This window comes from Sphingomonas citri (assembly GCF_019429485.1).
Classification (GTDB): domain Bacteria; phylum Pseudomonadota; class Alphaproteobacteria; order Sphingomonadales; family Sphingomonadaceae; genus Sphingomonas; species Sphingomonas citri.
This window is the reverse complement of sequence record NZ_JAHXZN010000001.1, coordinates 1,236,173-1,256,819: the sequence shown is the minus strand read 5'-3', so window position 1 is coordinate 1,256,819 and position 20,647 is coordinate 1,236,173. Positions and strand designations below refer to the sequence as shown.

14 protein-coding genes are annotated in these 20,647 nt (G+C 69.4%); 8 read left to right on the top strand and 6 right to left on the bottom strand.

Annotated elements, in window-relative coordinates; translation table 11 throughout:
• Positions 1–41: 41 nt before the first annotated feature.
• The 3 genes from KZ820_RS05930 to KZ820_RS05920 form a co-directional block, all read right to left on the bottom strand.
• The gene (locus KZ820_RS05930) at positions 42–872 is read right to left on the bottom strand and encodes a 23S rRNA (adenine(2030)-N(6))-methyltransferase RlmJ (RefSeq protein WP_219747650.1); all 831 of its coding nucleotides are present in this window, start codon (positions 870–872) and stop codon (positions 42–44) included.
• A 61-nt stretch (positions 873–933) separates the two neighbouring features.
• A complete protein-coding gene (locus KZ820_RS05925) occupies positions 934–1,515 on the bottom strand; it encodes a pseudouridine synthase (protein WP_219747649.1) in 582 nt (193 codons plus the stop codon).
• A 134-nt stretch (positions 1,516–1,649) separates the two neighbouring features.
• The gene (locus KZ820_RS05920; RefSeq protein WP_219747648.1) at positions 1,650–4,568 is read right to left on the bottom strand and encodes a TonB-dependent receptor; all 2,919 of its coding nucleotides are present in this window, start codon (positions 4,566–4,568) and stop codon (positions 1,650–1,652) included.
• Between the two features lie 155 nt (positions 4,569–4,723).
• Between KZ820_RS05920 and agaR the strand changes: the two genes are divergently transcribed.
• On the top strand, positions 4,724–5,503 hold the full coding sequence (gene agaR, locus KZ820_RS05915; protein WP_219747647.1) for a transcriptional repressor AgaR: 780 nt from the start codon (positions 4,724–4,726) through the stop codon (positions 5,501–5,503).
• Positions 5,504–5,809: 306 nt separating this feature from the next.
• Here the strand turns inward: agaR and KZ820_RS05910 are convergent, their stop codons facing one another.
• On the bottom strand, positions 5,810–6,895 hold the full coding sequence (locus tag KZ820_RS05910; protein WP_219747646.1) for an amidohydrolase family protein: 1,086 nt from the start codon (positions 6,893–6,895) through the stop codon (positions 5,810–5,812).
• A gap of 129 nt (positions 6,896–7,024) precedes the next feature.
• Between KZ820_RS05910 and KZ820_RS05905 the strand changes: the two genes are divergently transcribed.
• The 7 genes from KZ820_RS05905 to KZ820_RS05875 all read left to right on the top strand — a co-directional run bounded on the left by KZ820_RS05905 (position 7,025) and on the right by KZ820_RS05875 (position 18,618).
• On the top strand, positions 7,025–9,115 hold the full coding sequence (locus KZ820_RS05905; protein WP_219747645.1) for a glycoside hydrolase family 36 protein: 2,091 nt from the start codon (positions 7,025–7,027) through the stop codon (positions 9,113–9,115).
• Complete coding sequence (locus KZ820_RS05900) at positions 9,112–10,056, top strand: DMT family transporter (RefSeq protein WP_258047746.1); 945 nt, start codon at positions 9,112–9,114, stop codon at positions 10,054–10,056. Before KZ820_RS05905 ends, KZ820_RS05900 begins: the two co-directional genes overlap by 4 nt.
• A gap of 71 nt (positions 10,057–10,127) precedes the next feature.
• Positions 10,128–11,411, top strand: coding sequence for a D-tagatose-bisphosphate aldolase, class II, non-catalytic subunit (locus tag KZ820_RS05895; RefSeq protein ID WP_219747644.1), 1,284 nt, complete (start codon positions 10,128–10,130; stop codon positions 11,409–11,411).
• Positions 11,404–12,546 carry an SIS domain-containing protein gene (locus tag KZ820_RS05890; protein ID WP_219747643.1) on the top strand — a complete coding sequence of 381 codons (1,143 nt, stop codon included), beginning with the start codon at positions 11,404–11,406 and terminating at the stop codon, positions 12,544–12,546. Before KZ820_RS05895 ends, KZ820_RS05890 begins: the two co-directional genes overlap by 8 nt.
• On the top strand, positions 12,543–13,472 hold the full coding sequence (locus tag KZ820_RS05885; RefSeq protein WP_219747642.1) for an N-acetylglucosamine kinase: 930 nt from the start codon (positions 12,543–12,545) through the stop codon (positions 13,470–13,472). The genes KZ820_RS05890 and KZ820_RS05885 overlap by 4 nt, the downstream gene beginning before the upstream one ends.
• Positions 13,473–13,607: 135 nt before the next feature.
• On the top strand, positions 13,608–15,533 hold the full coding sequence (locus KZ820_RS05880; protein ID WP_219747641.1) for an NPCBM/NEW2 domain-containing protein: 1,926 nt from the start codon (positions 13,608–13,610) through the stop codon (positions 15,531–15,533).
• A 382-nt stretch (positions 15,534–15,915) separates the two neighbouring features.
• A complete protein-coding gene (locus KZ820_RS05875) occupies positions 15,916–18,618 on the top strand; it encodes a TonB-dependent receptor (protein WP_219747640.1) in 2,703 nt (900 codons plus the stop codon).
• 76 nt (positions 18,619–18,694) lie between these two features.
• Here the strand turns inward: KZ820_RS05875 and KZ820_RS05870 are convergent, their stop codons facing one another.
• Positions 18,695–19,924, bottom strand: coding sequence for a dipeptidase (locus KZ820_RS05870; RefSeq protein ID WP_219747639.1), 1,230 nt, complete (start codon positions 19,922–19,924; stop codon positions 18,695–18,697).
• Positions 19,921–20,610, bottom strand: a complete 690-nt coding sequence (locus tag KZ820_RS05865) for a helix-turn-helix domain-containing protein (RefSeq protein WP_219747638.1) — start codon at positions 20,608–20,610, stop codon at positions 19,921–19,923. Before KZ820_RS05865 ends, KZ820_RS05870 begins: the two co-directional genes overlap by 4 nt.
• Positions 20,611–20,647 lie beyond the last annotated feature (37 nt).

The window sequence follows — 20,647 nt, the reverse complement described above, 5'->3', positions numbered from 1 at the left end:
CCAACGACCCGCTAGCATGCGGGCCGATCGCTGAGCGCGACTCACTCCTTCAACCAATCCGCCGTGAGCTCGCCCCGATGCCCTTCTGGCGCCAGTGCGGCGCGAAGAGCGTCCAGCAAAGGCGCCAACGCCTGCGTGAAGGCATAGGGTGGATTGATGATGAACAGGCCGGCGCCGTTGTAGATGCCGGGCGCATCGGCATCGTACAACCAATGCTCGATCGACAGGAACTTCGCGATGTCGAGCCGCCGCAGCGCGTCCTTCCATCGCTGATGCGTCACGCGATCTTTCAAGGGATACCAGATCACCGTCACGCCATGCGCCCACTTGCGGTGCGCCGCGGCCAAAGTGGCGGTGATGCGGGCGCGTTCGTCGGTCTGCTCATACGGTGGATCGACCACCACCACCCCGCGACCGGTGCGGGTCGGCAGCAGTGCCAGCCACAGCTCATAGGCGTCGCGCTCATGCACGGCAGCGGGCGTGCCGCGCATCGCGGCGCGCAGGGCTCGCGCGTCCTCGGGATGCTTCTCGTTGACGATCAACACGTCCTGCGGGCGCAGCAACTGCGCCAGGACCTGCGGTGAGCCGGGATAGAGACGCGGCTCCGCTCCGACGTTCACTGCCTGTACGGCGGCGCGGTAGCTGTCCAACAAAGGGTTCGCGTCGGCGAAGGCCCGCAGCACGCCACCTGCGGCCTCGCCCGTTCGCTGGGCCTGTTCGCCGCCGAGGTCGTAGAGCGCGCAGCCGGCGTGCGTGTCGATCAGGGTCAGCGCACCGTCTTTCTGCTGCAAGGCCCGAACGAGCTCGATCAGCAGGCTGTGCTTGACGACATCGGCGCTGTTGCCGGCATGGAAGGAGTGGCGATAGTTCATCTTCTATCTGAGCCCCGCTGACCTGCCCTTGTATGGGCCTCCGTTCTCCTGGCGCGCACCGTCATGACTCGGTCCGGCCGTTGGCGAGCGCGCTCGGTCCCGAGAACACCTCGAACTCACCCGGCGCGATCCCGGCGAGCGACCAGTCGCCGATCGACCAGCGGACCAGCCTCAGCGTGGGCAACCCGACCGCCGCGGTCATGCGGCGTACCTGCCGGTTACGCCCTTCACGGATGGTGAGCCTCAGCCAGCTGTCGGGGATGGTCGCGCGCCGGCGGATCGGCGGATCGCGCGGCCACAGCTCCGGCGCATCGATGCGATCGACCTCGGCGGGAAGGGTCATGCCATCCTTGAGCCTGACGCCCTGCCGCAGGCGCGCCAGGTCCGGCTCCCGCGGATCGCCTTCGACCTGGACGAGATAGGTCTTGGGCATCTTGAAGCGTGGATCGGCGATGCGCGCCTGTAGCCGGCCGTCGTCGCATAGCAGCAGCAGGCCCTCACTGTCGCGATCGAGCCGCCCGGCGGGATAGACCCCCTTCGCGTCGATGAAGTCCGAGAGCGTCGACCGAGCCGTCGGCGATCCGCGGTCGGTGAACTGGGACAGGACCCCGAAGGGTTTGTTGAACAGCAACAGCCGGCTCATCCGGCGCCCTTATCGCTCGGCCGGGGCGATGTCTCCTGGCGCGTGCACGGGCGCGGCGAGCCCGACCGACCAGGCAAGCCGATGCGGCCGACCGATATCCGTCCCGATGCGCGCCCGCCTGTCGTGTCACGCGATTACAACCGGCCGCGCACTCCGAAGAAGAAGGCCCGACCCGAATATTCGTAGAAGTTGGGCACGTTGCGTAGGTCGTTGAAGCGCTTCACCGCTTGGCCGAGCAGGTTCGAGCCCTGCGCGTAGACAGTGAGGTGGCTGCTCAGGTCATAGGACAGGGTCGCCGAGACCTCGTGGTACGGATCCTCCTTCACCGGCAGATAGGCGAGGTTGCCCGACTGCGCGTAGGTGAAGCGCGACTGGAAGCTGTACGACACCTGTGCGCCGATCCCGTGGTTCTCATAGAACAATTTGCCGTTGGCCGAGAAGGGGATCGCGCCGGGCAGGTCGGTGGTGACGTCGCCGGATGTCGCGCGCGAGCGATTGTAGGTGAGGTTCGCCTGCACGCCGAAGCCGTTGTCGAGGAAATACTGCCCGCCGACCTCGACGCCGTAGACGTCGGCGCTGTCGCCGTTGCGCACCTGATACTCGACGAAGTCGAAATTCTGTTGCTGGTTGGCAGGCTGCGCGGTCGGCGTGACCACCACATCGACCGGCACGGTCGAGACGAAGTTGGTGATATGCTTGTAGAAGGCCGCGGCGGTCAGCGCGAGGCGATTGGACGGGTAATATTCGAGCGACAGGTCGAGCTGGTTGGCCTCGGTCGGCTTTAGGTTCGGGTTGCCCGCGTCGTAGATGATATAGGTGCCCGACTGCGCCGAGGTGGCGTCCTTGGCCGGGGACAGCTCGGCGAAGGTCGGGCGCGAGATCGCCTGCGACGCCGCGAGTCGCACGCGCAGCCCGTCCGCGAGATCATAGGCGAAGTTCGCCGCGGGCAGCAGCCGCAGATAGTCGCCGCCGCCCGTGATCGGCTCGACCTCGTTGAAGGCGACCGCATTGTCCTGCGTGCCGGCGCGCGGGATGATCGTCGCGATCGAGGCGCCATAGCCCACCGACGACACCTTGGTGGCGACCAGTCGCCCGCCGATGTCGGCGCGCCAGCGCTCGCCGGCGAGGTTGAACTGGACGTAGCCCGCCCAGGTGCGCTCGCGGATGCGGTAGGAGGCGGGCAGGTCGTCCTGGATGATCTGGGTCGAGTAGCCCGCGGGATAGGGCGACAGCGCGCATCCCTCGATCGTCGCGCCGCTCGCATCGAGGCAGCTGTTGGGGTTGAGCACCGCCGGGTTGTTGTCGGCCCTGGGCAGCGCGGCGAGATAGGTGTCGATGTCGAAGGTCGGGAAGTTGCGCGGGAAGTTGCCCGGCAGCTTGTCGAGAATGTTGGCCTGCCCGGGGCGCACCACGTCGGCGCCGATCTGCCCGAAGGTGAAGGGATAGCCGCAATAGTTGCATGACGTCGTGTACTGGTTGTCGACGGTGGTGACGTTCTTGCGGCGGTCGGTCCAGGCGGCGCCGAAGCTGATCGCCTTGAATGCGCCGTTGTTGATGCGATACTCGCCGTCGACCTTGGCGCTCTTGATCTCGTCCGAGACGTCCTGGCCCTGGATGCCGATATAGTGCGCGCGATAGTCGTCGTTGGTGGCCTGATCGATCGTCCGACCGCCGGGTAGCGTGATCGCGAGATCGGGCAGGCCGTTGTCGCGCGTCGCGAAGGTCGCGGCGGCGCCGGGGACGCCCGCGACAACGAAGCGGTTGCGACCGCCGGTATTGTTGGTGGCCTTGCCGTAATAGCCGTCGAAGGCGAGCTTGAGCTGGTCGACCGGACGCCAGTCGATCCGGCCGCCGATCTGATAGGTCTGGCTCTGCCGCGGCTCGTCGGTGGTCAGCACCTCGGAGACGAGGTCGTTGATGGCGAAGCCGGTGACCACGTTGTTGCGGTCGACCGAGATGGACGCCGTGTCCCAGCGCGGCGAGCCGTCGTCACCGAGCGGGTTGAGGTAGTTGGACGAGCGGTAATTGTGCTGGGTGACGTCGAAATGGCTGTAGACGCCGTCGATGGTCAGCTCGACGCGGCTCGACGGCTTCCACTGGAACGCGCCCGCCGCGCCGATCCGCTCGCGCTCGCCGGTGACATAGCCGACGCTGTAGTAATCCGGCCAGATATAGGCCGGCCCGGCGGCGTTCGGATCGACCTTCCCGTCGCGGTTGAAGTCGATGCCATAGCCCGCCTCGGTCCCGTCGGTGATCGAATATTCGCCGAGATTGTCGGTACGGAACTTATACTTGTTGTAGCTGGCGCCGACCAGCAACCCCATCGTGTCGTCGGCGAAGGTGGTGCTGACGACGCCGCTGGCCTTGTAGCCGCCCTTGTCGACAAGGTCGTTATACTGGCCCTCCAGCGCGGCGGAGGCGTGGAAGCCGGGTCGGTCGAGCGGTCGCGCGGTGCGCAGGTCGACGTTGCCGCCGATGCTGCCTTCGAGCTCGGACGCGCGCACCGCTTTCTTCACCTCGGCGCCCGAGATGATCTCGGACGGCAGCACGTCGAACTGGAACGAGCGGTCGGTGCCGTCGGTCGGCAGGATGCGGCCGTTGAGCGTGGTGATCGCGAAGTTGGAGCCGAGCCCGCGCACGGTGATGTCGCGGCCTTCGCCGCGGCCGTCGCGCCCCACCGTCACGCCCGGGATGTTGGCGAGTGCCTCGGCGACGTTGCGGTTGGGAAACTTGCCGAGCTCCTCGGAGGAGATGGCGTCGACGATCGTGTCGGCGTTGCGCTTGGCCTGGATCGAGCGGAGCAGGCTGCCGCGGACGCCGCGCACGACGATGTCGCCGCCGGTGGTAACGGGGCCGTCGGGCTGCCCGGTCTCACCGGGCTGCTGCGAGGGGTCGGACAGCACCGCCTGCGGGTCGGGCGAGGCGGTCGAGGACTGCTGCGTGCCGTCGACGGGGGCAGTGGCGTCCTGCGCCGCGGCCTGGCCGGCGACGAGCAGGGCGGCCAGGCTCGCGCCGGCCAGGATCTTGCCGCGCCCGTGCTGCAGCTGCGTCATCGCCACTCTCCCTCTTCCCCGCACCCGGTGCGAAACGTTGCGACTTGCTATCGTGAGCGTAGCAATACTGTCAAATAGAAAAGAAACGAAACCTAGTGGGAGCATTGTAGCCGTCGGTCACGGCTGGTAAGCCGGTGCGCGAACGGGAGGATGCGATGTCCACGGTACGGGACACGAGCGGCAGACGGCAGCAGATCAGCGCGATGGTGCGCGAGCGCGGCAGCGTGCAGGTCGCACCGCTCGCAGAGCGCTTCGGCGTGTCGATGCAGACGATCCGCAAGGACCTGCACTTCCTCGCCAAACGCGGCGTGGCCGAGCGTTCCTATGGCGGTGCGATCGTGGCGGACGCGGTGAACGTGATCGCCGAGCCGGCGGTGGAAGCGAAACGCGCGGCGCACGTCGACGAGAAGGCGCGGATCGGCGCGCTGGCGGCGGCGATGGTGCGGCCGGGCGAGTCGGTGGTGCTCGATTCGGGCACGACGACGCTCCAGATCGCGCACCATCTGCCCGACGACGAGGAGATTACCGTCCTCACCAACGACCTCGACATCCTCTGCGCGCTGGCGCGCAAGGAGCGGATCCGCGTGGTGATGCTGGGCGGCGCGCTGCGCCGGCGCAACCGCGCCTTCTACGGCGCGCAGACCGAGGCCGCGCTCGACGACCTGCACGTCGACAAGCTGTTCCTCGGCGTCGACGGTTTCGATCTCGAGCGCGGCATCACAACGCACTACGAGCCCGAGGCGATGCTCAACCGCAAGATGGTGCGCGCCGCGCAACAGGTGATCGCGGTGACCGACCAGTCCAAGTTCGGCCGCGTGTGTCTGCACCGCATCCTCAACGTCGCCGAGATCGACGACCTCGTCACCGACGCCAGCGCGTCCGAGGGATTGCAGGCCGCGGCCGAGCGGCTGGGGTTCCGCCTGCACGTGGCGTGATGGGGGCCGTCTCCGCGGATGCGGAGACGGCGGTGGTGAGCGCGCCCGTGTTCCTGCGCACGCAGGAACACGGGGCCACACGGGTCGTCGCCCGAGACTCTGGGCTCCTGCGTGCGCAGGAGCGTGAGGGTTTGAAGCGAGCCGCTCCCTTTCCCTTCCCTCCGTCATCCCGGACTTGTTCCGGGATCCACGGTGCCGCTTGTTCCACCTGCGTTGCTCTCGCGGTGGCCTGGATCCCGGAACAGGTCCGGGATGACGGGCTAAGCGTGTGGGGGAGGCTGAAGCACGTGCCTCCGCCCCAACACCTCACCCCGCCAGGTGGAAGAACCGCCGCGCGTTGCCCCAGTAGATCTTGTCGATCACCGCGCGCGGCAGGTTGAGCCCCTTGGCGTCGGCGCCGATGGCGTCGACGCGCTGCGGCAGCGGCGTCGCGAGATAGCGCCAGTCGGCGCGCCAGACGCGGTCGGCCTCCTTGGGGAAGTCGCTGGTCGCAGGGGGGTTCTGCGCGCGCGCCGCGGGGTCGGGCGGGCTGTCGGTGAGGTCTGTGCCGTAGAGGATGCGGTCCTGGTACTTGATGAAGAAGGCGCGCACCTTCGCGAGATCGGCGTTCGACTGGACCTGCAGGTTGGACAGGCGCGCGGCAAGGTCGACCACGGTATTGGGGTAACGGTCGAAGAAGCGCGCCAGCTCGTCGACGCTCCACTCGAGGCTGGCCATGTGCGCGCCGTCGAACGCCAGCTTCGGGTGCCGCGCGACGAAGCGATCGCGCGCCGCCATCAACGCCTCGTAGCTCGGCTCCTCGGGGTGGAGGTACATGTAATATTCCGGGTGCGCCTTGAAATATTCGCGGTCGTTGTCGGTGGTCATCTGGTCGAGCGGGAGCCAGCAGTTCTTGGGCTCGGCCTGGTGCGCGATCAGCGGGATGCCGCGCTGCTCGAGATGCGTCATCACGCCGTCGAGCCGCGGGTCGTCGAGGAAGACGCGCTTGCCGCTCGCGTCCTTGGCGACCATCCCGATGTTCTTCCACACCTTCACCGCGATCGCGCCGCGCGCGAAGGCCTGGTCGAGCTGCGCGATCGTGCGCTCGGTCCAGCCCGGTGTGCCGAAGCCCGCCATCGAGAAGGTGGTGGCGTAGCGGAAGTGCGCCGGGTCGGCGGCGCGCATCGTGCGCGCGATCGCGGCCTGGCGCGCGAGCGGGGGAAAGTCGGGATAGTCGACGTTGATCGACAGCACCTCGAAGCGATCGCGCTTGGCCAAAGCGAGGAAGCGCGGGTCCTCGACGTTGGCGTGGAAGTGCGAGTCGAACTTGGCGACGCGCGCGAAATCGGCCTCGGTGTAATGCGCCGAGGGCGTCGCCGCGCTCGCCATCAGCAGGGCCGCGATCAGGCTCATCGTCTCTCTCCCACTCGCGCGTAACGAAAGAAAACGCGCGTTGATGTTGCGGTTTTCGTTTGCGCGCCCGTCCGCGTTGGTGCAAGCTCTTTCTCACTGGCCTGCGAGCCGCACAGGAGAGAGTCAGCGATGCCGTTCACCGCCACGCGCCGATCGATGCTCGCCCGCCTGCTCGTCGGCGGCGCGGCGGTGGCGCTCCCCGAGCTCGGCGGCGCGGTGTGGGCGGCCGCGCCCGCGGGCGTGCGGCTGAGCGACGGCACGCTGACGATCGACTATGACCGCGCGATGCGCGCCACGGTCGCGCATCGCGGCCAGGTGATCACGCCGCGTGCGCAGCCCGAGGCATTGTTCCTGGCGGGCGCGGCGCCGCTCGGCAGCTTCCTGCTGCTCGACCATCGCGAGGAGTCCGCCGCCGGGCCGCACGGCAGGGGGCGGCGCCACGTGCTGCGCGCCACTGCGGGCGGGCGGGTCGAGCAGATGGTGGCGGTGACCTTCCTCGACGCCTTCCCCGGCCTCGCACTCTATGAGGTGAGCTATCGCAACACCGGCGCAATGCCGCTGGCGATCGCCGGCTGGCGCGTCGCCACGCACGATCTCACCGCGCACGCCGACGGCGTCTGGACCTTCGCGGGTGCCTCCTATCCCGACCGGCGCGACTGGGTGCAGAAGGTCGCGCCCGGGTTCGAGCAGCGCAACTTCATGGGGATGAACGCCTCGGACTATGGCGGCGGGACGCCCGTGGCGGTGGTGTGGCGGCGCGACGTCGGGCTGGCGGTGGGCCACCTCGAGACCAGCCCGCGCCAGGTCGCGCTGCCGGTCGCGGCGCAGCCCGGCGCCACCCGGATCGGGCTGAGCGGCGACCAGCCCGCGCTGCTCGCGCCCGGCGCGACGCTGACGCTGCCGACCGCTTTCCTGATGGCGCACACCGGCGATCATTTCCGCCCGCTCGACGCCTATCGCCGGCTGATGGCCGAGCGCGGCGTCGCGGCGCCCGCGATCCCCGAGTCGAGCTACGGGCCGATCTGGTGCGCCTGGGGCTATGAGCGCGACTTCACGCTCGACCAGGTCTACGGCACCTTGCCCAAGGCCAAGGCGCTCGGCTTCGAATGGGCCGTGCTCGACGACGGCTGGCAGACCGCGGAGGGCGACTGGAAGCTCAACCCCGCCAAATTCCCGCGCGGCGACGCCGACATGCGCGCCTTCACCGATCGCATCAAGGCGGACGGCATGCGCCCGCGGCTGTGGCTGGCGCCGCTCGCGGTCGATCCCGGCACCGACCTGCTGCGCGACCATCCCGACATGCTGCTGCTCGACCGCGACGGCTCGGCGCAGAACGTCAGCTTCTGGAACGCCTTCACGCTCTGCCCGGCATATCAGCCGACGGTCGACTATTTCCGCGCGCTGGTGCGCCGGATCGTCACCGACTGGGGTTATGACGGGCTCAAGCTCGACGGCCAGCATCTCAACGGTGTCGCGCCCTGCTACAATCCCGCCCACCGCCACGCGCGCCCTGAGGAATCGAGCGAGAAGCTGCAGGATTTCTGGAAGGCGATCCACGACGAAGCGGTCGCCGCCAACCCGCAGGCCGTGGTCGAGCTGTGCCCGTGCGGCGACAGCTTCGCCTTCCACAACCTGCCCGCCACCAACAACACGCCCGCCTCCGACCCGCTGTCGTCCTGGCAGATCCGGCTGAAGGGCAAGACGTTCAAGGCGCTGATGGGCCCGTCCGCGCCCTATTCGGGCGACCATGTCGAGCTGAGCGACGGCGGTGACGACTTCGCCTCCGCTTACGGCATCGGCGCGATCCCCTCGACCAAGTTCACCTGGCCGCGCGACACGCCCAAGCCGATGGAGAAGCTGCCGCCGGGCGGGTTCGTCCTCACCCCCGCCAAGGAGGCGCTGTGGGGCAAGTGGGTGGCGCTGTACCGCGAGCACATGCTGCCCAAGGGGCAGTATCTCGGCGGGCTGTACGACATCGGCTTCGACAAGCCCGAGGCGCACGCGATCGCCAAGGACAATGTGCTTCACTACGCCTTCTACGCCGATAGCTGGTCCGGCCCGATCGCATTGCGCGGGCTGGGCGAGGGGAGCTACGCGCTGGTGGACGGCTTCACCGGCCGCTCGCTCGGCACCGCCTCGCGCACCCGGCCGACGCTGACGGCGACGTTCGAGCGCGCGCTGCTGGTGCGCGCCACCCCGGTCGCGCGGGGCGCGGCATGAGCGGCGGTATCAGCACGGGGGCGCCGGCGGGACGCGGCTGGCTCGTCAACGCGCTCGTCACCGTGGTGCTATGGGGCGTGTGGGGCGCCTTCTCGGGCCTGTCGCCGCAGCGCGGCTTCCCCGAGACATTGGTCTATGTCGTCTGGGCGCTGACGATGGTGCCGCCGGCGCTGGTGGTGCTGAAACAGGCGGGCTGGCAGCTCGACCGCTCGCCGCGCGCGATCGGCTACGGGCTGGCGGTGGGGCTGCTCGGCGCGGGCGGGCAGATGCTGCTGTTCTATGCGGTGGCGCGCGGACCGGCCTATCTGATCTTCCCGATCATCTCGCTGTCGCCGGTGGTGACGATCGCGCTGTCGTTCCTGCTGATGGGCGAGCGCACCGGCAGGCTGGGCGCGCTCGGCATCGTGCTCGCGCTCCTCGCGCTGCCCACCTTCGACTTCGCGCCCGGCGCGGGCGGGGCGGGGGCCTCGGCGGCGTGGCTGCTGCCCGCGGTAGCGGTGATGCTGTGCTGGGGCGTGCAGGCCTATTTCATGAAGGCGGCCAACCACGTCACTTCGGCGGAGAGCATCTTCGTCTACATGACCTTGTCGGGGCTCGCGCTCGCCCCCGTGGCCTGGGCGATGACCGACACCAGCCGCGCGATCAACTGGGGGCTCGACGGGCCGGGGCTGGCCGCGGCGATCCAGCTGCTCAACGCGATCGGTGCGCTGACGCTGGTGTTCGCCTTTCGCTACGGCAAGGCGATCATCGTCGCGCCGCTCGCCAATGCGGGGGCACCGCTCGCCACCGCGCTGATCTCGCTCGCGGTGCTCCATGTCGTGCCGGGGCCGCTCAAGACGCTGGGGATCGTGCTCGCGCTCACCGCCTCGCTGCTGCTCGCGATCGAGCCCGACGCGACCGATCCCGAGAGCGAGGCCGAACCCGCACCCGCCACTATTTAGTTTCGCTAAGTTTCGCTTTCTTGTGTTCTGCTGCGGCCGGCGCTATGCCGGCCGCGTATAGGGAGACGCACGTGCACTTACTTCTCGACCTGGTGAACCGGCATAAGGCGGGAGAGCGCGTCGGCGTGACCTCGGTCTGCTCGGCGCACCCGCTGGTGATCGAGGCGGCGCTGCGCCACGCGCTGGCGCACGACACGCCCTTCGCGTTGGTGGAGGCGACCTCCAACCAGGTGAACCAGGACGGCGGCTATACCGGCATGGTCCCGGCCGATTTCTGCGCCTTCGTCGAGCGCATCGCGGCGCGCGTCGCCTATCCGCCCGAGCGGCTGGTGCTCGGCGGTGACCATCTCGGCCCCAACGCCTGGACCGCGCTGCCCGCGGCCGAGGCGATGGCCAAGGCCGAGGTGATGGTCGCCGATTACGTCCGCGCCGGCTTCGCCAAAATCCACCTCGACTGTTCGATGAGCTGCGCCGACGATCCCGTGCCGCTGCCCGAGCGGGCGATCGCCGAGCGCGCCGCGCGTCTGTGCCGCGCCGCGGAGGACGCCTTCGCGGGCGATCCCGCGGCGGCCCCGGTCTATGTCATCGGCACCGAGGTGCCCGTGCCCGGCGGCGCCGCCGAGGATCTCGACGAGCTGGCGGTGACCGGTCCCGAAGCGGCGATCGCCACCGTCGACATGCACCGCGAGCTGTTCCGCGCCGCGGGCCTGGCCGACGCGTGGGAACGCGTGATCGCCACCGTGGTGCAGCCCGGCGTCGAGTTCGACCATGACAAGGTGGTCGACTATCGCCCCGAGCGCGCGGTCGCGCTGAGCCGCGCGATCGAGCCGGTGCCGCACCTGGTCTATGAGGCGCACTCGACCGACTATCAGACGCCGCAGGCGCTCGCCGCGCTGGTGCGCGACCATTTCGCCATCCTCAAGGTCGGCCCCGGTGTCACCTTCGCGCTGCGCGAGGCGCTATGGGCGCTCGACGCGATCGAGCGCGAGACGGTCGCGGAGGGCGAACGCGCGAACCTGCGCGCGGTCACGCTCGAGCGGCTGCGCGCCGAGCCGAAGAACTGGGCGAGATATTACCACGCCACCGGCGCGGCGCTCGACCTGCAGCTGCAATACAGCCTGTCGGACCGGATCCGCTATTACTGGCCCGACGCGACGATCGCGGCGGCGCAGGAGCGGCTGTTCGCCAATTTGCGCGAGACCCCGCCGCCGTTGCCGCTGCTCAGCCAGTATCTGCCCGCGTCCTATGCCGCGGTGCGCGCCGGCCGCGCCGGCCTCGATCCCGCCGAGCTCGTGATGGCGCAGGTCGGCGCCACGCTCGACGCCTATAACGGAGCCTGCTTTCCCCATGACTGACACGCTGATCGCCGCCCCCGCCGCGGAGCCCGGCGACTCTTCCTGGACGCGCCGCGAGATCGCGCAGCAGCCCGCGACGCTGCGCGCCACCCAGAAGCTGCTGAGCGACGCGCGCGGCGAGATCGACGCGTTCCTCGCGCCGCTGCTCGCGCGCCCCGAGCTGCGCGTCGTGCTGACCGGCGCGGGCACCTCGGCGTTCATCGGCGAGTGTTTGGCGCCGTGGCTGTCGCGCGCGCTCGGCCGCTCGGTCGAGGCGATCGCCACCACCGACATCGTCGGCGCGCCCGACCTGCACCTGCGCGCCGCCGCGCCGACGCTGCTGGTCTCGTTCGGCCGCTCGGGCAGCAGTCCCGAGAGCGTCGCCGCGGTCGAGCTGGTCGACCGCCGCGTCGCCGAGGCGCATCATCTGATCGTGACCTGCAACGCAGAGGGTGAACTGGCGCGCCGCGGCGGTCCGCGCGCGCACGTGATCGTGCTGCCCGAGGCGACGCACGACCGCAGCTTCGCGATGACGTCGAGCTTCACCGCGATGACGCTGGCGGCGTTGTCCGCGCTCGGCGGCATTGCCGCGATGGACGCGCGGATCGAGGCGATCGCGGCGGGCGTGCAGGACATGCTGGCGCGCGCCGAGCCGGTCGCCGCGACGCTGGCCGCGCGCGGGTTCGACCGCGTCGTCTATCTCGGCAGCGGCGTGTTCAGCGGGCTGGCGCGCGAGGCCGCGCTCAAGCTGATGGAGCTGAGCGACGGCGGGGTCGTCACCGCCTTCGACAGCGCGCTGGGCTTCCGCCACGGGCCGAAGACGATCATCACCGACCGTACGCTGGCGGTGGTGTTCGTCGCCAACGACCCGCTGACTCGTCGTTACGACCTCGACATCATCGCCGAGCTGCGCGCCGACGCGCGTGCGGGCGAGGTGGCGGTGATCTCGGCGGGGGCGGACGAGGGCGCCACGATCGCACTCGCCGGGATGGCCGACTCGCCCGACGCCGACCTGCTCTTCCCGTACATCGTGCCGGCGCAATTGTTCGCGCTCCACGTTTCGCTCGCGCTCGGACTCACGCCCGACCAGCCCAACGCGAGCGGCACCGTCAACCGCGTGGTGCAGGGCGTGCGGATCCACGCCGACGAGGCATGAGCGCGCGCTTCTATCTCGGCGTCGACGGCGGCGGGACCAAGACCGAGTTCGTCTGCATCGACGCCGCGGGCGCGGTGACCGCGCGCGCGGTGACGGGCACGACCTACCATCTCGAGGTCGGCGAGGCGGAAGCGGTGCGGCGCATCGCCGAGGGGGTGAGCGCGATCTGCACCCAGATCGACGCCGCGCCCGCGCAGCTCGACCACGTCTTCCTCGGGCTGCCTGCTTACGGCGAGGACAGCGAGGTCGACCCGCGGCTCGACGCCGCGGTGCGCGACCTGCTCGGCCACGCGCGCTATCGCTGCGACAATGACATGGTGTGCGGCTGGGCGGGGTCGCTTGCGTGCGCCGACGGGATCAACGTCGTCGCGGGCACCGGCTCGATCGCCTATGGCGAGCGCGGCGGCCGCGGCGCGCGCGCGGGCGGCTGGGGCGAGGTGTTCGGCGACGAGGGCTCGGCCTATGGGATCGCACGCGCCGGGCTCGCCGCTTTCTCGCGGATGAGCGACGGGCGCGTACCGGTCGGCCCGCTGCACGCGCTGCTGCGTGAGGCGCTCGCGCTCGACCACGACCTCGCGCTGTGCGAGCGCGTGATGGGCGCGCGCGGCATGGCGCGCGGCGAGATCGCGGCGCTGGCGACGATCGTGTCGCGCGCCGCCGACGCGAGCGACGCCGCGGCGCGCGCGATCCTGGCGGAGGCGGCGGCCGAGCTGGTGCTGCTCGCGACCGCGGTGCGCGACCGGCTTGGCTTCGATCCCGACGAGCGCGTGGCGGTGTCCTGGTCGGGCGGGGTGCTCGCCAACGTTTCCGTGGTGCGCGACGCTTTCACGAGGGGACTGGAGGCGGCGGGCTGCACGCCGGTCGAGCCGCTCCACGCGCCCGGCTATGGTGCGGCGCTCTACGCGCGGCACCTGGCGCAGCAGTAGCGCTTTGGTCCCCGCCTGATCCGCCGCTGTGCTCCAGCGTGCGCGGGAGCACGGCGGAGCGAGCAGGTATCATCTCCGGCTCTCTCCCGCGCCGAAGTGAAATCAAATATGTGGCGAACAGCGAGGTCCCGTCCGATGCGCCTGCCGACCCTCTCCCTCGCCACGCTCGCGCTCGTGCTCGCCGGCCCCGCCGCGGCGGCGCCCGACCCGCTCGCCCCGACCGGTCGCTGGTCGGCGCCCGAGCATGCTGCCGCGCGCACCCCACCGATGGGGTGGAGCTCGTGGAACGCCTTCCGCACCGAGGTGGACGAGGAGAAAGTGCTCGGCGCCGCGCAGAAGCTGGTCGACAGCGGGCTGGCCAAGCTCGGCTATCGCTACGTTAACGTCGACGACGGCTGGTGGCTCAAGCGCCGCACCGCCGACGGGCGGCTGATGATCCGCACGCGCATCTTCCCCTCCGCCGCGATCGCCGGGGGCGACAGCAGCTTCCGCCCCTTCACCGACCGGCTCCACGCGATGGGGCTCAAGGCCGGGCTGTACAGCGACATCGGGCGCAACGCCTGCTCGCAGGCCTATGACCTGCACTCGCCCAACCTGCCCGAGGGCACGACGGCGGAGCGCGAGGTCGGCCTGTACGGCCATGTCGACCAGGACGTGGCACTCTACTTCCGCGACTGGGGCTTCGACTATCTCAAGGTCGACGCCTGCGGGATCAACGTCTACGCACCCGGCGCGCCGGTGGTGGTGCAGAACGGCTACCGCGCTTTCTCGCCGCTGATCGACCAGGCCTCGATCAACCGCACCGACGTGGCCCAGGTGCGCTCGCTCTATGCCGCGGTCGCCGCGGCGATCGCGCGCTATCGGCCGGACGGCGACTCGATCCTCGCGCTGTGCACCTGGGGCAGCGCCGACGTGCGCCGCTGGGGCAAGGAGGTGGGCCAGATGTGGCGTACCAGCCAGGACATCACGCCGCACTGGACGCGCATGCTCCACTCGTTCGACAGCGCGTCGACCCGCGCGCTCTACGCCAAGCCCGGCGCCTGGAACGACCCGGACATGCTGTTCATCGGCCAAGGCGATTTCGACGCGCAGCACCTCACCGAGGCGCGCACGCATTTCGCGCTCTGGGCGATCATCAACGCGCCCTTGTTCATCGGTTACGACCTGCGGCAGGCGCCCGACAGCCTGATGAGGATCTGGGGCAATGCCGACATCGTGCGGGTCAACCAGGACCCCACCGGCCACCAGGGCGTGATCGCCTACGCTTCGGACGACGTGCAGACGATCGTGAAGACATTGAGCAACGGCCACAAGGCGGTCGTGCTGCTCAACCGCGGGCTGGCGCCGGCGGAGATGAACCTCACCGCGGCGCAGCTCAAGCTCGTGCCCGACGCGCCGATAACCCTGCGCGACCTGTGGAGCGGTCGAACCCTCGTGCCCTTCACCGGCGAGACCACGTTCACGCTGGCGCCGCGCGAGAGCCGCGTCTTCGAGGTGAGCGGCGTGCGACGGCTGCCCGACGGCATGTACCTCTCGGAGGTGCCCGGCGACGTGAACGTCGCGGTCGACGGCGTGGTCGCGCCCGAGCCCGATCCGGTGGTGCACCGCATGATGGGGCAGTGGAGCGGCACGCGCGACACCGGCGAGCGCCCGACCTACGCCGGCTGGGGCGGCGCGCAGGCGGACGCCACGCCCTTCGACCAGACGCTGCAGGTCGCCGGGCGTAGCTACGATACCGGCATCGGCGTGCTGGCGCAGTCGCGGCTCGAGGTGCGGACGCGAGATGCCGCGCGGTTCGAGGCGCTCGTCGGCGTCGACGATTCCACCCGCGACACGCGCGACGCCGCGGAGTTCCTGGTCTACGGCGACGGTCGGCTGCTCGCGCGTTCGGGTGCGATGCGCCTCGGCGAGGCTGCGCGCCCGCTGCGCGCCGAGCTGCGCGGCGTGCGGGTGGTCGAGTTGGTCACGCGCAAGGTCGGGCACGCCACCGATTTGCCGCTCGTCACGACATGGGCCGAAGCGGCATTGCGCGGCGGCGGAGCGGGGCTCGCGTCACGGTAGGAGCGACGCCGTTCCGATCGGAGCCGCCGCTGGGCTGCCGCCCTTCCCGTGTACCGGACCGATCGATAAACCGGGTACCGCACGTTTGTTGCGCGACCGTCTAAGCTGACGTTGCGTTTCATCTATATTCGCGTTCTTTCACTTCTTTTCGTATTGACGGCTATGTTGCGCTGACGATACCACAGCGAAAGAAAGCGCGTCGAAGCTGCTGATCGGCTCAATGAAGCGGAGGGCCGGGGTGCTCCAGCGGCATCGCCCGACATGTAGTCGATCGAGATGCGCGACTGCCGCGCCAGCGGGCGACGCCGGCCACCGCCGCAGGTGCAGCGAGCAGCGGCATTGACGTGATGAACAACGATGCAAAACGAAACAGGGGGCTAACATGAAGAGCTGTGCGTATCGCCGACTGCGTCGAACCCTCCTCGTCGGAACTGCGATCCTCTCGGCCAGCGTCAGCGCGCAGGCGCAGACGATCGGCGCGAACGCCCCTACCGACGGCGCCGAGATTGCTTCGTCGGACGCCGAGGGAACCGACGTCGTCGTCACCGGTCTGCGCGCCGGCATCGAGCGTTCGCTCTCCGACAAGCGCCGCTCCATCTCGGTCGTCGACGTGATCTCGGCGCAGGACATCGGCAAGTTCCCCGACAACAACCTGGCGGAGTCGCTTCAGCGCGTGCCGGGCATCACGATCGACCGCTCGGTGAACGGCGAGGGGCAGACGATCAACCTGCGCGGCCTCGGCCCGCAGTTCACGCGCAGCGAGATCAACGGCGGCACCGCGCTCAACGGTTTTGACTTCAGCGTGCTCGCCCCCGAGCTGTTCGCCAAGGTGACGGTCGAAAAGTCGCCCACCGCCAGCACCGTCGAGGGCGGGCTCGCCGGCACGATCCTGCAGGAAACGCCCAAGCCTTTCGACATCCCCGGCTTCCGCGCCACCGCCACCGGCGGCGTCACGATCGGTCAGAAGGGCAAGGCGGTGCCGCGCGTGTTCGGGCTCGTCAGCCAGAACTGGGACGACCGTTACGGCATCACCGTCGCCGCGGCCTATTCGAAAACCGACTTCCGCACGAACGAGGTCGACTTCGGGCCCTGGGTCGCGTTCCGCAACATCGCCTCGGCCGACGTGCTCGCCGCCGCGCCGGCTACACTGCTCGATGCCGCGACGCCGCGCACAACCGCTTTCTACAGCTACCAGCAGAAGCGCGAGAATCTCGGCGTCACGGTCGCCGGGCAGGCGCGCCCGACCGAGCGGCTCGAGCTGACCGCCGACTTCCTCTACGCGCGGCGCAAGGGAACGCAGATCGACGATCGCCCCGACGCGCCGATCGAGGGGACCAGCTTCTTCGCCGACGGCACCAGCTCACCGGGCAACCAGGCGCCGACCGACTATGTCATCGAGAACGGTGCGGTCACCCAGGCGACCTTCCGCAACATCCAGAACCGCGTCGGCTACAGCTACCAGCCGCAGGAGAACAAGGTCTATCAGGGCACGCTGCGCGCCAAATGGGAGGCGGCCGACCATCTGACGATCACGCCCGGCTTCAGCTACGCGCACCAGCGCTCGAGCAACGAGCTCGACCTCTACTCCTTCGCCGCCTACGGTGCCGACGTGACCTATCGCGTCGACGGTGACGTGCCGCAATTCTCCTCCACCGCGACGGACTTCAGCAGCAACCCCGATCGCTTCGGCTACAACGTCTTCATCTTCAACCGCGCGGTGAACACGATCGACGAATATGTCGGTCGCGTCGACGCGACCCGCGAGTTCGAGGGCGTGCCCGGCCTCACCAGCATCCAGGCCGGCGCGCGCTACACCCACCGCACCTCGCGCCAGCAGGCGCGCAACGTCGGGCTGTACAATGGTGCCGAGCTGCTCGGCGCTAGCCCGCTCGGCCTCGGTGCGTTCGCCGATACGCTGCCGTTCAGCGTGCGCAACGCGACCACGCCCGATCGCATCCTCTCGGTCGATCGCGCGAAGCTGATCCAGACGATCTACCCGGGGCTAGACCCGTTCACCTCGGACCAGTTCGCGACCGATCCCCAGGGCGACCAGCTCAACTCCTTCCAGGTGGTGGAGCAGACCTACGGCGGTTACCTCCAGGGCAATTTCACGATGGGCGCGCTGTCGGTCAACGCCGGGCTGCGCGTGATCGTGACGGATACGTCATCTGACGGTTTCGGCCTGATCGGCACCGAGCTGACGCCGAGCAACGTCGACGCGCGCTACACGAACTTCCTGCCCGCCATCAACGCGCGCTGGGAGGTCGCGCCCAACATGCTGATCCGCGGCACCTACTCGCGCGCGATGACGCGCCCGACGCTCGATCAGCTGAGCCCCGCGACGACGATCAACTCGGGGCCGCGCACCGGCAATCGCGGCAATCCCAATCTCCGACCCTATCTCGCCGACCAGGAAGATCTCGGCTTCGAGTGGTATTTCCACCCGGGCGCGCTGCTGACGATCAACGGCTTCGCCAAGCAGATCGGCTCGCTTATCTCGCAGACGACCGTCTCGGAGCTGGCCAGCTTCCCCGACCAGGAGACCGGCCTGCCGACCAGCGGCATCATCGCCTTCACCCAGCCGACCAACGGCGACAGCGCGACGATCCACGGGCTCGAGGCCGGGCTCCAGTCGCCCTTCTTCTTCCTGCCCGGCGCGCTGAGCTACTTTGGCACGATCCTCAACTTCACCTATGCCGACAGCAAGGCCAGCGTGCGCAGCGCCGACGGCGTGTCGCGCACCACGCCGCTGCCGGGCCTGTCGAAGAAGAGCGCCAATGCGGTGCTCTATTATGATCATGCCGGGATCGACGCGCGGCTCGCTTATGCCTGGCGCAGCGCCTATCTGCGCGACGACAACGTGGGGCGGCAGTTCGGCGCCGAGCGCTACGTCCGCGACTACGGGCAGCTCGACCTGTCGGTGAACGCCTTCGTCACGCGCAACGTCCAGCTCGGCTTCAACGTCAACAACCTGCTGGATACGCAGCGCAAGGAGTACATCCTGATCGGCAGCGGTGCGGAGCTGCCCGCCAGCTTCCTCGAACAGGAGCGCCGCTTCGTCCTGACCGCCCGCCTGATCATGTGAGCGCGACGACGGGCCGGCGCGGTTTCGCGCGCACCGGCCCGTCGGGCGTGAACCACGTTGCGTCCCGCCGACCCGGTCACTGCCGCGACGTGAGCTCCGCCTTGACCCGCTCGGCCCCTTCCATCACGCGCAGCACGTTGCCGCCTGCCAGCTTGGCGACGTCCGCGTCGGACCAGCCGCGGCGCATCATCTCGGCGAGCAGCGCGGGATAGGTCGACACGTCGCCGAGTCCCTTCGGCAAGGTCGCGCCGACGCCGTCGAAGTCGGACCCCAGCCCGACGTGGTCGACCCCCGCCACCTTGGCCACATGGTCGATATGATCCGCCACCTGCGCCAGCGTCACCGTCGGGGCAGGGTGCGCGCGGAGCCAGGTAGCGTAGTCGGCCGCGGCCTTGTCCGGCTGGCCGATGTCCAGGCCATTGTACGGCGGCGAGTTGAGCCGCGCCTTCTCGGCCAGCGAGTCGGCGGACCAGCGGCGGTAGGCGTCGGCGACATAGCCGGGCGCATAGTCGACCATCACCACACCGCCGTTGCGCGCGACCAGCCGCAGCACATCGTCCGACACGTTGCGCGGGTGGTCGTTGATCGCGCGCGCGCCCGAATGCGAGAAGATCACCGGCGCGCGCGTCACCGCCAGCGCGTCGCGCATCACCTTCTCGCTGACATGCGACAGGTCGACCAGCATGCCGAGTCGGTTGAGCTCGAGCACCACCTTGCGTCCGAAGTCGGTGAGGCCGTCATGGCGCGGATCGTCGGTGGCGGAGTCGGCCCAGTCGATCGTACGAGAGTGGGTGAGGGTGAGATAGCCCGCACCCAGCGCGGCATAGGCGCGCAGCACCGAGAGGTTGCCGTCGATCTGTCCGCCGCCTTCCACGCCGATGAGGCAGGCGATCCGCCCCGCGGCGTGCGCGCGCCGCACGTCGTCGGCGGTGCGCGCCAGCGCGAACGTGTCAGGGTAGCGTTCGGCGAGCGAGCGCACGAGGTCGATCTGTTCGAGCGTCTGCTCCACCTGCTCCTTGCCGGCCAGGTCGGGCGAGACCCACACCGACCAGAACTGGCCGCCGACCAGCCCGCGCCGCAGCCGGGCGATATCGGTGTTGTAGGCAGGGTCGCTCGCGCCAAGGTCGCGCAGATCCATGGTCCAGCGCTTCTCGCCCTCGCGCTCGCGCAGCGCCTCGGGCCAGTCGTTGTGGCCGTCGATCAGCGGCGTGGCCTTGAGCACGCGCGCGACGCGGGCGGCATAGTCCTGCGCAGCGGCGGGCGTGGCGGCGAGCAACGTCGCGGCGGCGAGCAGAGCGGCCCTCATCGGGCGCCTCCGCGACGGCGCGGCGACGCGGGCGCGTCGTTCTCATTCTCGGCGCCGGCGCCGCGCTGGCCGTGGTGGAGCGTCAGCAATGATTCCATCAGTTCCTCCTCGGCGCTCGACATCACCGCCAGCACTTCGGCCTCCTCGCAACCCGTCGCGGCGAGATAGGCGTGGCCCATGCTCGAGTCGATGTAGATTGCCTGTCCCGGCTCGAGCGAGACCGGATCGTAGAATTCGGTCTGCACTTCCACCCGCCCGCTCAGCACGTAGAGGAACTCCTCGCCGGAGTGGCGCACCAGCTCGCCGAACTGCTCGGCCGAGCGCGCGCGGATCTTGGTGACGACCGGGATCATGCGTTTTCGCCGCAGCTCGGTGCAGAGGTAATAATAGTCGTAGTTGGGCGTCTCTACCCGCACGGAATGCGCCACGTCGCCGAGGCTGCGTCGCGCGGTGACTGGCTGCGCCGCCTCCTCGCTCTCCTCGGCGAACAGGTCGGTCATGCGCATGCCGAGCCGCCGGGCGAGGGCCTGCAACTTGTCATAGGTCAGCGTCAGCCGGTCGTGCTCGATCTTGGAGAGGGTCGATACCGGGATGCCGGACTTGGCGCTCATCTCCTTGAGCGTCCAGCCCTCGCGCGCGCGGAGCCCCTTGAGGAGCGCGCCCAGGGTCGGGGGCGATGTCGGCAAAACGCGTCCTCCATGAGGCCATTGACGAAGCGCCTAA

Bases quoted from the DNA above. Each gene is read 5' to 3' on its own strand.
- KZ820_RS05930 (WP_219747650.1), bottom strand. From the start codon at position 872: ATGAACTATCGCCACTCCTTCCATGCCGGCAACAGCGCCGATGTCGTC.
- KZ820_RS05905 (WP_219747645.1), top strand. From the start codon at position 7,025: ATGCCGTTCACCGCCACGCGCCGATCGATGCTCGCCCGCCTGCTCGTC.
- KZ820_RS05920 (WP_219747648.1), bottom strand. From the start codon at position 4,568: ATGACGCAGCTGCAGCACGGGCGCGGCAAGATCCTGGCCGGCGCGAGC.
- KZ820_RS05875 (WP_219747640.1), top strand. From the start codon at position 15,916: ATGAAGAGCTGTGCGTATCGCCGACTGCGTCGAACCCTCCTCGTCGGA.
- KZ820_RS05910 (WP_219747646.1), bottom strand. From the start codon at position 6,895: ATGAGCCTGATCGCGGCCCTGCTGATGGCGAGCGCGGCGACGCCCTCG.
- KZ820_RS05870 (WP_219747639.1), bottom strand. From the start codon at position 19,924: ATGAGGGCCGCTCTGCTCGCCGCCGCGACGTTGCTCGCCGCCACGCCC.
- KZ820_RS05880 (WP_219747641.1), top strand. From the start codon at position 13,608: ATGCGCCTGCCGACCCTCTCCCTCGCCACGCTCGCGCTCGTGCTCGCC.
- KZ820_RS05885 (WP_219747642.1), top strand. From the start codon at position 12,543: ATGAGCGCGCGCTTCTATCTCGGCGTCGACGGCGGCGGGACCAAGACC.
- KZ820_RS05900 (WP_258047746.1), top strand. From the start codon at position 9,112: ATGAGCGGCGGTATCAGCACGGGGGCGCCGGCGGGACGCGGCTGGCTC.
- KZ820_RS05890 (WP_219747643.1), top strand. From the start codon at position 11,404: ATGACTGACACGCTGATCGCCGCCCCCGCCGCGGAGCCCGGCGACTCT.
- KZ820_RS05925 (WP_219747649.1), bottom strand. From the start codon at position 1,515: ATGAGCCGGCTGTTGCTGTTCAACAAACCCTTCGGGGTCCTGTCCCAG.
- agaR (WP_219747647.1), top strand. From the start codon at position 4,724: ATGTCCACGGTACGGGACACGAGCGGCAGACGGCAGCAGATCAGCGCG.